General features: G+C 44.9%; 8 protein-coding genes. 7 read left to right on the plus strand and 1 reads right to left on the minus strand.

Annotated features, from left to right (window positions below; translation table 11 throughout):
* Positions 1-229 precede the first annotated feature (229 nt).
* From P0M28_RS20075 to P0M28_RS20095, 5 genes are all read left to right on the plus strand, one after another.
* Entirely contained in the window at positions 230-2,110 is a 1,881-nt protein-coding gene (locus P0M28_RS20075) for an alkaline phosphatase PhoX (protein WP_302204579.1), read from the plus strand.
* A 69-nt stretch (positions 2,111-2,179) separates the two neighbouring features.
* Complete coding sequence (locus tag P0M28_RS20080; RefSeq protein WP_302204581.1) at positions 2,180-4,126, plus strand: cytochrome c peroxidase; 1,947 nt, start codon at positions 2,180-2,182, stop codon at positions 4,124-4,126.
* A 165-nt stretch (positions 4,127-4,291) separates the two neighbouring features.
* Positions 4,292-7,576 carry a type IX secretion system sortase PorU gene (gene porU / locus P0M28_RS20085; protein WP_302204583.1) on the plus strand — a complete coding sequence of 1,095 codons (3,285 nt, stop codon included), beginning with the start codon at positions 4,292-4,294 and terminating at the stop codon, positions 7,574-7,576.
* 572 nt (positions 7,577-8,148) lie between these two features.
* On the plus strand, positions 8,149-9,153 hold the full coding sequence (locus P0M28_RS20090; protein ID WP_302204585.1) for an SDR family oxidoreductase: 1,005 nt from the start codon (positions 8,149-8,151) through the stop codon (positions 9,151-9,153).
* A 169-nt stretch (positions 9,154-9,322) separates the two neighbouring features.
* Positions 9,323-10,081 (plus strand): PIG-L deacetylase family protein, encoded by a 759-nt coding sequence (locus tag P0M28_RS20095; protein WP_302204586.1) that lies wholly within the window; start codon positions 9,323-9,325, stop codon positions 10,079-10,081.
* Between the two features lie 88 nt (positions 10,082-10,169).
* Here P0M28_RS20095 and P0M28_RS20100 read toward each other — a convergent pair whose 3' ends face one another.
* Positions 10,170-11,030, minus strand: coding sequence for a bacteriorhodopsin (locus P0M28_RS20100; protein WP_302204587.1), 861 nt, complete (start codon positions 11,028-11,030; stop codon positions 10,170-10,172).
* A gap of 453 nt (positions 11,031-11,483) precedes the next feature.
* On the opposite strand from P0M28_RS20100, the gene P0M28_RS20105 reads away from it, so the two are divergent.
* Together P0M28_RS20105 and P0M28_RS20110 are read left to right on the plus strand one after the other, a co-directional pair.
* Positions 11,484-11,762 (plus strand): hypothetical protein, encoded by a 279-nt coding sequence (locus tag P0M28_RS20105; protein ID WP_302204589.1) that lies wholly within the window; start codon positions 11,484-11,486, stop codon positions 11,760-11,762.
* A gap of 192 nt (positions 11,763-11,954) precedes the next feature.
* The gene (locus P0M28_RS20110) at positions 11,955-13,322 is read left to right on the plus strand and encodes an alpha-amylase family glycosyl hydrolase (RefSeq protein WP_302204590.1); all 1,368 of its coding nucleotides are present in this window, start codon (positions 11,955-11,957) and stop codon (positions 13,320-13,322) included.
* The last annotated feature ends 1 nt before the right edge of the window (position 13,323 follow it).

Genomic DNA, 13,323 nt, shown 5'->3' on the forward strand with positions numbered 1-13,323 from the left:
TGAACGCTGGATTACGGAAGGTAAGCTCCATTCTGTTAGCTACTATCTTGTTCCTTATAAATAAAGTTTTGTAAAAAAAATATTTTGTGAAGTTTGTTAGAAAAATAACAATTGCTTAACACAGGTAATAATTCATTCACATAATGGTAAAGTTGAGGTAACTGCCAGAGGCGGGTATAATGCTACTTTTATACCGTTTTCATCAACAGTACAACCTCTAAATTTTATCATGAAAAAGTATTACTTATCTCTGTTAGCAGCCATGTTTTTCTGCTATAATTCTTATGGCCAGTTTTTTTTCGATGTCGAAGTGGACACTGCTTGGCTACCCGAAACCGTGGTGATGCCTCCCTCACCGCTCAAGTATCAAGTTCTGTTTGTTGGTCAGTCCGATAAGGTTCAAACTACGGCTACCTACGGCAATGCGGCTGGTGAAGCCCTGGCGAAGCAGTGGCACGATTTCATCGGGTTTACCCCTGACCCTGATAGTGACGATCTGGGTTGGATCTCGGTCAACCACGAAATGATTTTGGCGAACGATAGCATCGGTGACGGTGGCGGAATGACCATCTTTAAGGTACGCCGCGATCCTAATACCGATACGCTGGAAATTGTTGAGCAAACCCTAGCCGACGGGCGTAGTGGTAAATACTTTAACGTAGACTTCGTGAACACTGTAGGCGAAACTGGTATGAACTGCGGAGGAATTACTTCTCCAGTTGACGGGCGTATCTGGACGGCGGAAGAGTGGTTCCGAACCAGCAACGGGTCAATCTATCGCGACGGTGGTGGCGTTACCGACACATCAGATTTTACAATTACCACTGATCTTCCTGGTGAGTTTGCTGGGTCTACTGTTGCGAAGTACCAGAACTTCAATTATATGGTAGAGATCGACCCCCGCGAAGCAAAAGCGGTTCGCAAGCAGTACAACTGGGGACGCCAACCATTTGAAGGGGGAGCTATCATGCCCGATAATAAAACTGTTTACTTAGGGGCAGATGCTACCCCTGGTCTGTTTACTAAATTTATAGCCGATACTCCGGGCGATTTTACCCGAGGTACCACTTACGTATACAAGCATGACTTGAATGATTCTATCAACGGTAACTGGGTAGAGATGAACAACATGTCTCTAGACGAAATGCTGTACTTCGCTGATTCGGCTCTTATGAGAGGAGCTACTATGTACAATCGTTTAGAGTGGCTTACCCAGTACGATGGAAAAGTATATATGTCAGAGACCGGACGTGATAACATCCGAGATCGCTTCTCAGAGGCAGCGGCAATAGGTGGTACATTAGACTACCACTGGTTGGAGCCAGTACGGGCACGTCACCCCAACTTAGAAGCTAAAACCGATGAGCAAGTGATTGACTTTGTTCGCGCTGGCTTCTTTAACGACTACTACGGGCGTGTCCTGGTGTACGATCCGGCTACTGATAAAGTAGAGACCTACCTAAATGGTGGTCCTTTCTACGAAGAATCCCCTGAGGTAGCTGCTTATCCTAATAAGCATCTGACGAACCCTGATGGGTTAAACGTGATGGTTGTAAATGGCCAGCCGTACATGGTTATCAATGAAGACCTGAATGGTACTTCAAACGCCCGAGTGCCCGCTGGAATTAGCAACCGCACTTGCGAAGCATTCTTACTGGATATGAACAAGTCAAATCCTACGGTAGATGACTTAGTACGTATTTCAATTGTACCTGTAGGGGCTGAAGTAACGGGTGCTCAACCTACTCCTGATGGAAAAACACTGCTACTAAACTCTCAGCACCCATCTACTGACAACCCTTTCCCCTATAATAACTCGCTTACCTACGCTATCACCGGATGGGATGATGCGGTAGCCGCTATCACCTCTATTGACGATCAAGTGACCGAAGTAGAGGGACTAAAATTCTGGGCAGACCATGTTCAGCGCGTACTTCGGACTAATGAGCGTGTAGACATGGCATTGTACGATGTAATGGGTCGTCGTCTACGCGTAGTGCGTAACGTAACTGAAGTAGATGTTCACGACCTACAACCGGGTGCCTACATTATGAGAGCTTACGGCCTTGAATCTCAGAAGGCAGTTGGAGCTAAATTTATCTTGGAATAATATTTCAGACATAGCAAAAGGCTAAAGTGTATTGCGCTTTAGCCTTTTTTCCTCCCAACCCTTTCATCTATGAAACGACTTCTACTCGTATTTTCACTACTACTATTTATCGGAGTAATAATCACCTCATTTCGTCCCGAGAAAAATCAATCGCTGAGTCCGGCGGCTGAAGTAAAAACCCAGTTTCTGGAAGATCTACATACCTTTCAGATAGCTTGCGAGCGATTGCATCATAGCACGTCTCAACTTACCGAAGCTAATCTGAAGGAAGCCCAACAAGCTTTCATCAATGCCCGATATGCCTACAAAACAATTGAATTCTTGGCAGCTTACCTTGATGAAGAATTCATTGGAAACAACATCAATGGGGCACCTTTATTGTCGCTAGAACCTAACGCACCTCAACTAAGTATTCTTGAGCCGGAGGGTTTCCAGATACTAGAAGAGACACTATTCAGTGAGAATCCTTTAGAGGAAAAAGAAGCGATCATAGCCTATACCGCAGCCTTAAGCCGAAGTGCTCAGGAGCTATCGTATTTACGTCAAACGTATCTTACTGATCGCCAAGTGATTGAAGCAGCTCGTATGGCACTGATTCGGGTATTTACCTTAGGTGTTACCGGCTTTGATTCTCCTGTGCTGGCTAACTCATTGCCGGAGGCTTCTCAAGTATTAGTTTCGCTCCAAAAAGCCATTCAACTATATATTCCGCTGGTAGGGGTAAAAAATGCTAATCTTGCTCAAAGGTTAGAAAGTACGGTCGCCGAAGCAGTAGATTATCTGGCAAAAAATCAAGATTTTGATACGTTTGATCGCCTTGGTTTTCTAAAGGGTTATATTAATCCGCTGTACGCCGATTTGCTAGACGCTCAGTTAGCACTGCAAATTGAAACCTACTACGAAACTGCATCGCCCTACCACAAACACGCTATTAATTACTTTGCTAAAAATATTTTCGACGAAGACTTTCTGAATCCGTTTTACTACACGCGGATGTCTTCTCAAAGTTATACTGGTGCCGCCGTGCAGCTAGGGCGAACCCTCTTCTTTGACCCTCTTCTGTCTAATAATAACGAACGCTCCTGCGCCTCTTGTCATCAGCCGGAAAAAGCCTTTACCGATGGTCTGGCTAGGAGCCTGGCAACCAACAGCGAGGGAACCGTAAAACGAAATGCTCCAACTTTGCTCAACGCGGCCTACGCTGATCGTTACTTTTATGATTTGCGTTCTGAAGTGTTAGAAGATCAGATGGATCACGTTGTTTACGATCATCGAGAGTTTCAGACTAGCTATTTGGCGGTTTTTGAAAAAATTCAGCGAAGTGAAGACTACCTAGCTATGTTTTCCGAGGCCTTTCCCGAAATGAAGGATGACCCAGTAAATAAACACACGCTGACGACTGCGCTGGCTACGTATATTGTTTCTCTGAAAAGCTTGTCATCTCCTTTTGATCAGTACGTGCGGGATGAGCAAGAATCGCTGGATGCCTCAGTGAAGCGAGGGTTTAATTTGTTTATGGGTAAAGCGGCTTGTGGCACTTGTCATTTCGCTCCCACTTTCAATGGCTTGGTTCCCCCAATCTACCATGAATCAGAATCGGAAGTGTTGGGAGTACCCAACACGACAGATACCGCAACGATGGTGATAGATGATGATTTGGGACGGGCTTTGGGAGTAATTAAGGAATACGTAGATTTCTACCGACATTCATTCAAAACCACTACCGTACGAAATGTCGCATTGACTGCCCCATATATGCACAACGGAGTGTATGAAACACTGGAGGAAGTGGTTGACTTCTACAACCAAGGTGGCGGAGAAGGTATGGGATTGGATGTGCCCTACCAAACACTGCCGCCGGATCCGCTCAACCTAACTGACCAAGAGCAAGCCGACCTCGTGGCCTTCATGGAGTCCCTGACAGATACGGCTCAGGTAAATCAGGTTCCTCGGGAATTACCTACTTTTGCCGATAACGAAGATTGGAACCAACGTAAAGTTGGTGGTACGTACTAAAAATGAATAAGGTAATTGGGTAGCGCAGGAGATAGTTGCGAATTTCTCAAATCCCCCTTGTCCTCTTTACGAAAGGGGAAGAGTAGCTTGTTGTTTTTTTTCTTCATACCATTACCTTATATCTTTATTCTTCTTTTAGGGCTAACTACCCCGAGTTGGGGGCAGATGCCCGAAGGGGAAGTCTATCAGTTTCAGATTACAGAAAACGGCGTTTATCGGTTCGACTATAAGCTACTGAAGAAGGCCGGGTTAGCAGTTGACCAGTTAAATCCTAATCAGATTCATGTTTATGGTCAACGCGGGGGAGCTTTACCGCAGAGTAATTCAGCGGCAGCCCATCAGCTTACCGAACTGGCTATTCATCCGGTAGGGTTGGCCGATAGTGTGTTCAATCAGGATGATTACCTTCTGGTGTATGCCGAAGGGCCGGATCAAACAGAGTATGACTTGCTCAATAATTTCTACGCAGTAGATCAGAATCCCTACGCCCGAGAAAATTTTCTGTTTGTGACAGTTGAAGATAAGCCACCGAATCTCGTTCCTAAGAAACCAAGTTTAGCTTTCGGTTGGGGGGCACCGATTGAAAACTACGTGGGAATATACCACTACGAGGAGAACAGAACCAATATTGTTCATTCCGGGCGCGAGTGGTTCGGCGAAGCCTTTGAAGAAGAAAATCCTACTCAAACAATTCCCTTTTCAACCGGAGTAATTGTCTCTGGGTTAGAGGCGAAATTACAAACATCGTTGATTTCTATTTCTAGTAGAACTTCTCGCTACGAGGTTTCTCTGAATCAACAATCGGCCGGTACGCTAGAGCTGGGGGCGGCTCAACAAACATTGTACGGCTACCGGGGGCGGTCAGCTACTGAGCTACATACCATTCAGCTTGACCATGAAGGTTCTAATGCCTTATCGGTACAAATTAGTTCAGTAACCGACGGTGGAGCTGGTTATCTGGATTATGTAACGCTCAATGTATCGCAGCCACTTCGCTACCAAGGTCAGCTTACTCATTTCCGAAATCCACTAATGGGTACGCATAGTGTCTCTCAGTTTCGGGTTCAGCAGCCTACTGCCGAAATGTTGATCTGGGATGTTACGGATCCGCTGCGGGTGCAACAGCAGCAGTGGAATTTGGTGAATGCACAAGCCAGATTTCAGGTATTTGCCGATACTGCTCGCGAATATGTGATGTTTGAGCCATCGGCGGTAATAGGGCGACCAACCTTCACTGCACAAGTGAATCACCATAATATTCTCAACGCACAACCTCCTGAACTACTAATTGTCACTACCGAAGCTTTGCAAGGTCAGGCCAAGCGACTGGCTCAGTTTCGGCGAGAGCACGATGGCCTCGTTACTCAGGTTATATTGCTTACGGATATTTATCGCACATTCTCAGCCGGGCGGCAAGATGTAACTGCGATTCGCAATTATATTCGGCATCTCTACCATCAGGGTGATGCTTTGCGCTACGTTATATTATTCGGCGATGCCTCTTACAATTATTTGAATACGGAAGAGAATACCAACGTAGTGCCCACCTATCAGTCGTACGAATCGTTACACAACGTCCATAGTTATGCTTCGGATGACTACTTTGGTTTTCTGGAAGTACAGGAGGGAGAATGGCAGGAGTCTACCCACTCCGTCCCTCATAATCTGGATGTGGCTATTGGACGCATTCCGGTAAACACTTCCGAAGAAGCCGCTATTGTGGTGGATAAACTGATTCATTACGCCTCTAGCCCGAAGACATTCGGAAAGTGGAAGCAACAGTTGCTGTTTGTGGCCGACGATGGGGACGAAAATAAGCACCAAAGCCGTTCTGACTTTCTGGCTTCCCAAACCGAATCACAGACAATGTTCCATGCGGAGCGCCTGTTTATGGATGCTTATCCGCAGGAAGAGCATTCGGCACCGCTTGTTCGCGAAAAATTAGATCAACAGATTGAGAAGGGAGTTTTCTTGGTAGACTTTATTGGACACGGAGGAGAAACCGCTTGGACTGATGAGCGAATTTTAGACTTAGCCATGATTGATGGATGGAGGAATCACGATCGTCTTCCTATCTTCCTGACGGCTACCTGTGAGTTTGGTCGCTACGATGATCCTCGCCGACAATCGGGCGCCGAACGGGCGTTACTACATCCGGAAGGCGGGGCAATTGCGATGCTCACTACCGCCCGTCCGGTATTTACCGGAGCCAACTTCGAGCTGAGCTCAGCCTTCTACGAAGTGTTTACGCAGCATACTGGGCACGAAGCCAGAATGTTCCCGATTCGCTTAGGGGATATTTTTCGGGAAACGAAAAACCGGGGCGTATCGGGCACCTCAAACCGCAACTTTACGCTGCTCGGTGACCCATCTATGGCTCTGGCAATTCCCGAGCGAACGGTCACTATTACCAGTTGGCAAACGTCTCCAGCTTACGGCGACACTTTGCGCCCGTTACAACACGTCACTTTGCAAGGCGAGGTACAACAAAATAGCGGGCATGATAATCAATTTAATGGTATTGTTTATCTGGATTTCTTCGCCCAGCCTGAACAACAATTTACGTTGGGAACAGAAGGCACCGAGGTGCTAGCGTATATCGACCAAAGTGCCCGGCTTTTTCAAGGAAAAGCCACGGTGAAAGATGGCATATTTACGGCTACGTTACGCATCCCAAAAAATTTATCTTCTGAGGTAGGCAGTGGAAATATTCAACTGTACGCAGAAGATATCCAACGACAAGTGGATGCAATGGGGCACTTCGGTCAATTTGCCTTAGGTGGGGAGCCAGTAAATGCTGAGGGGGATGTTTCTCCGCCCCAAATACAATTATTTCTAAACCAAGTTAGCTACCCCACCACAACGACAGTTTATAACCGCCCGACGCTGTTGGTAGAATTGGCTGATCCTAGTGGAATAAATACGTTACCCGGCGAATATGCTATTCGTTTATCCATTGATGGAAATGAAAGCCAAGAAATTCAAGATTGGTACGAAACTGCGTTGGATAACTTTCAAGCCGGTAGCATCACTTTTCCTCTTTCCTATCTACCGCCGGGAAGGCACAGCCTTACGTTACAAGCATCAGACACGTATCTTAATAGCAGTCAGCAAACGCTAGAATTTACTATCGTGGCTGATTCGGTGTTTATTCTAGAAAGTTTTTCAGTGTATCCTAACCCTACGGCTGATGAGGTATCGTTCAATTTTTCGGTAAGTTCAGAAAGTAAACCCAACCGAGTTGAAATTCATTTGTTCTCACCCATTGGAGAGCTAATTGCTAAGTGGCAGGAAGGCTTCGATCAACCTGACCAAAACCTAACCATTCGTTGCTCGTTGGTGACTGATATTCCGGCTACCCTAATGCCGGGTGTATATCCTTTCCGTTTTTATCTCTACGATCAACAAAACCAAGTTGTCAGTCGGTCAGGTAAGTTAGTATTTCAGTAGGAAGTTTGGTAAAACAGTACACTTGCCCTTTTTTATAACTGAAGAAGGTGATAGTGGAATATTGTATTGCGAAAAATTATAATATAAAAATACTACCAAAACGCTAGTATATTAACTTACTTATATCCTATAATACTCCGTAGCCATCCGAATAATATTCTGAATATAGCCTTTTTTAATATTGCACGCAGTATATTATTTTTCTAAACTCACGATAATTCTGCTATTATAGTACAATCTACCCCGAGCTAGATGGCAAGATAATGCAACAATTTCTATTAAACTGCATTATACTATATACTATTAGATAGTTAGTAGGTAGATAATTTTTAGTACAATGGAATGGTTCAATCTGTATAGTTTGAATGATGTGCTGTTATTTTTAGAGTTTCACCAAGATTTTGTACTTCATGTGGTGCCCCTCATTATTTTGATTATGGTGCTCTATAATCTTAGTTTTGTGGAGACTGAAAGTCAAGATCACACTGGCGATACAAACAACAAGTAGAGTATATCTACTTCGCACATTTTTACGTATACTTATTTTTTAAACTTACATAATCTAACTGTTTATGCCAGAAAGTATTGCCTCTTCGGTAGTAGTCATTACCGGAGCTTCCGGCGGAGTAGGTCGCGCTACCGCCCGTGAATTTGCTAAAAACGGATATAAAGTTGCTTTACTCGCTCGGGGAGAAGCTGGTTTGGAAGGAGCCCGCCGTGATGTGGAAGCTCTTGGGGGCGAAGCCTTAGTTATTAAAACTGATGTATCGGATTACGCTCAAGTAGAGCACGCTGCCCAGCAAGTGGAAGACACGTTCGGGCCAATTGATGTTTGGGTAAATAATGCTATGCAAAGTGTTTTTTCCCCGTTTGAGCAGATGACTCCCGAGGAATTTGAACGAGTGGTAGATGTTACCTTTCTGGGTATGGTTTACGGTACCATGGCTGCCCTCAAACGAATGAAACCCCGTAACCGGGGTACTATTGTGTTGGTTGGCTCCGCATTGGCTTACCGAGGTATCCCGCTCCAGTCGGCTTACTGTTCTTCTAAACACGCCACCAACGGTTTTTTTGATTCAGTCCGGTCTGAATTATTTCATGATAATAGTGATGTTCATCTGACGATGGTGCATCTATCGGCGATTAATACCACTCAGTTTAATTGGGTGAAATCTCGCTTGCCGAAGAAGGGTAAGCCAATGGGTAAAATTTATCAACCGGAAGTGCCTGCCCAGGCTATTTATTACGCAGCTCATAATAAGCGGCGTACTGTATTTGTAGGCGCAGGGCCCCTGCAAACCTCATTAGGCAATACCTTTATTCCCGCTGTGCTAGATCGCCTATTGGCTAAAGTGGGCTATTCAGGACAGCAAACCCACCAACCGGAAAATTTCGATCGTCCGCACAATCTGTGGGAGCCTATTGCGGAAGATCGGGGGGCTCACGGTTCTTTCGATGATGAAGCAAAAGAAAGTAGCTTGGAAGTACAGGCGACTACTCACCGCGGAGTAACAGCCGCTGTGGCAGCTGGAGTTGCGTTTAGCGTAGCTGGGTTAGTCTACTTATTCCGTTCTTAGGCAAGAGGGTTCTGACCAAGAAATATCGCGATAAGCGGTAGTTCGCCTAGTGATATCAGAAGCTGTTTTGGTTATTGGTTTGATAGCTCAAAGAAACTAATTGAAACAGCTTCTCCTCTTGCCGACGGAAGCACTATTTCTTGTATATTTGCTTCTCACTATACTACCTATGAAGCAGCTATCCCGTCGAAAATTGCTCAAAACTTCCGGCTCATCTGCTTTAGCTACATTAGGTGTAAGCATATCGGGACTGGCCCAACCTAGAAATTCATCTATTCAAAATAAAAAAGTTTTGGTAGCCGGAGGACATCCTGACGATCCTGAAACAGGCTGTGGCGGATTAATGGCGTTGCTGGCCAAAGAGGGGCACCAAGTAATATCTTGCTATTTAACCCGTGGAGAAGCTGGAATACCCGATACCGCTGCTAATGCTGCGGCTGAAATCAGGACAAAAGAAGCTAAAACTGCTTGTGAAATACTAGGGGCAACCCCGTATTTTCTGGGGCAAGTAGACGGAAGCACTGAGATTAATAACGAGTGGTACCAAAAGGTAACCGACTATCTACAGAAAGAGCAGCCAGATGTAATTTTCACCCACTGGCCAATTGATACGCATCGCGACCACCGGGTGTGTTCATTATTGATCCATGATGCTTGGCTGCAATCGGGGCAAAAAGCAGCACTGTACTACTATGAAGTTGTGTCAGGTATCCAGACCCAGAATTTTTCTCCTACTCATTATTTAGACATAAGCTCAGTACGGGAAAAGAAGCACCAGGCTTGCTTTGCTCATGTGAGTCAAAATATTGAGCAAGAATATTTTAACGATCATGGCAAGATGGAAGAGTTTCGGGGCATGGAGTACGGTTGTGCTTATGCCGAAGCTTTCGTGGCTCATCACCAAAATTCTCGAGAGAATTTTTTGTAGTTATAGCGTAATAGGAATAAAAAAGGTTAGCTGATAAGCGAAGAACTTATTAGCTAACCTCTTAATAGAACAATCGCGTATGGTTAAACTATACGCTAAGTTTTTCTTCGCCCTGGCGTTCGTATACGTACCCTTCAGCCTTACTCAGTTGCTGAGCAGCTACTCCTAGTAGTACTCCGTAAATCACTTTAGATGAAACATCAGCGATGGTGTAAGTAATTTCCCGAGCTACCACTCCGGTTTCGTTAAAAAATGCCCCGTTAATACCCAGCAAGTGTGGCATGAGGTAAGCACCCGGATATAGCATCCAAGAAATCAAAAATAGTACCCAAATGGCACCGAGTGTGCTTTTAGCATCAGCCGGAATTCCCTCTTGTCCTTCGCGGATTACTTTACGCATCAACCAAAGAATATGACCAAAAAATACGGTGGAAATGGCTCCCCAAATGGCGAATTTTACGATATCGGTTACTTCGTAAAATTGGCCAATGTAGCCGGTGACAATCATCAGCGTACCCGATACCCAAAACTGATTACGTACACTGCTAAAGCTACTTTTGGTAAGTGACACTACAAATAAAATCTGGAACAATAGCATAGGGACATCAATCAACCAATTTAAGTAGCGATAGCCATTGTTGAATAGATCTGCGCCAGAAGCCAAGTAGTATTTGCCTCGTTCAATATCAAACTCAAATGCGGTAGTCCAGTTTTGCGCTTGTACGTAGAGCAGTAAAAAAGCTGAAACCATAACCACCACCGAAAGAATGTTTGACATTCGATATTTGGGGGCGACCTGCTTCAGGGTGAGTACAAAGTACAATAATGAAGCTAGCATTACAGCGTACCCTAACGTGAGTACGTGAGCAACCATCTGATACGCCATTTCGGAATAGCCTTGCTCTAGGCCCACGTAATTTTCAAAAGTAGCGTTTCCTAATTCGTTCATGGATAAGAGTGTTAGTTAGATAAAAAAAATTATTGATTCCTATTTTATAAGTAAAGATTGGCCTGATTTGTTACCATATCCAGCGAGGTTTTCCAACTCTCCAGTATAACCCTACCTCTAAATTACCCCCACTAAAAGGTTTCCTACGCTCAGTTGGTTACTAGGCTTACCCTAACTTGACTCCGTGATGGCGCAATTGATATTGCTTAGCAATACTATGCTGTTCTTGGGAAGCTTATAACGTAAAAGTCTACATAAAATATAGTGTATTCGCCCGGTTTTTGAACATAGCTTAGTGAGTAATATCATCCATATCAATATGAACAAAGCAGCAATACTTAGCGGACTAGTTTGCTCTATCAGTCTCCTATTTAGTTAAGGGAAGCTCAGGAGATTACTGATAGCGGTTTTGTAATTCAGTGGGAGGGCGATTCAGCTTATACGCCTTACATATTGACAGTTGCTAATGACGAAATGTTTAGCCAAGTGGTAGAAGGATACAATGCTTTTGAAGCAACCAAAGACTCTATTCTGCTTACGGGGCTGGCCGATCAAACTACCTACTCAGTAAAAGTAGAGGAGGTGACATCGGCTGATCGTTCCGGGGTGGTTACCCAAATAACGTACGCAACTACACTGGAAAGTATCATCACAAGTATTGTAGATCAGTTACCTGTCACAGAAATATGCCCGAACCTTTCCCTTTTTCCACAAAGAGTTATGGGTTATTGAATTGCTGATCGCTTAGCTGTTAGATCTGTTCTGGTGGCGGAGGCCCTGTCGGTAAAGGTGGGTGACTAGATTGCTATTGATCTTTAACTTTTAACGCTGTACACTTCCTACTCTTTCGTATCTCGCATCCCATTAATTCCCCGCAAATATTTATTATTTTGCAGTGCTAATAGGAATTACACTACACCAATTATGAGATTGATGATTATTTCAGGATTATGCCTGACGTTATTGATTGCCGCTTGTCAACCTCAAGCTAGTCCAACCACTGAAGTAGAAACAGACACGGTAACCACTGAGCAATTTCCCGAAAAAGCTTCTGCGCTTACTGTTTACGAAGTCAACATTCGGCAGCATACCGCCGAAGGTACTTTGAGTGCCTTTATTGACGATATGCCTCGCTTGCAAGAAATGGGTATTGGTATTTTGTGGATTATGCCCGTGCAACCTATTGGTAAGAAGAACCGCAAGGGGACGCTTGGTAGCTACTACTCTATTAGCGACTACCGAACGGTAAATCCCGAATTTGGTACTGCTGATGATTTTCAACGCTTGGTAGATACAGCTCACGAAATGGGAATGTACGTGATTCTGGATTGGGTACCGAACCATACTGCCTGGGATCATCCCTGGATTACTGAGCACCCCGATTACTACGCTAAAGATGAAGAAGGCAACATTACCTATGAAGCCGACTGGACCGATATTGCGTTACTCGATCATACTAATTCGCAGACCCGCCGGGAAATGATTGCTGACATGAAGTATTGGGTAGAGAAATTCAATATTGACGGTTTCCGATGCGATCACGCTGGCCACGAGATTCCACTCTACTTTTGGGAAGAAGCCACGGCCGAACTTGATCCGATCAAAGATTTATTCTGGCTCGCCGAGTGGGATGGAGCCCGAATGCACCTAGAGTTTGATGCTACTTACGCTTGGGAGCTGTTGCACTTAACCGATAAAGTAGGGAAGGGCGAGGCCAATGCTGATACGCTAGCTAATTGGATTTTGAAGGACTTACAAGAATATGGTCAGCACCCGCTACGGATGACAATGATTACTAACCACGACGAGAACTCCTGGAACGGAACGGTGTTTGAACGTTACGGCGACGGACACCAGACCTTTGCTGCGTTTATTTTTTCAGCCTACGGCATTCCGATGCTGTACAGTGGGCAGGAAGTGGGGTTAGATAAGCGATTGAAATTCTTTGAAAAAGACACCATCGATTGGAGCGACTCCCAGCAGCTACAACCGTTCTATACTAAGTTAGTAGCACTAAAGAAGGAAAATCCGGCTCTGTGGGCAGGCAAAGTAGGTGGGTTTCCGCAGCGTATTAATGAGGGTCCTGATGTGTACGCCTTTAAACGGCAAAAAGACAATAATTCAGTAATTGGGGTAATGAACTTCTCTGCCCAACCCCAAGAGTTGCAGCTAACAGATGCTAGCGTAGTTGGCACCTACACTGACTACTTTACCGAGCAGTCGTACGAACTGTCAACAGAAGCACCGCTAACCTTAGCCCCTTGGCAGTACTTAATCTTTGCCCAGAACTAGC

This window comes from Tunicatimonas pelagia, from assembly GCF_030506325.1.
GTDB lineage: Bacteria > Bacteroidota > Bacteroidia > Cytophagales > Cyclobacteriaceae > Tunicatimonas > Tunicatimonas pelagia.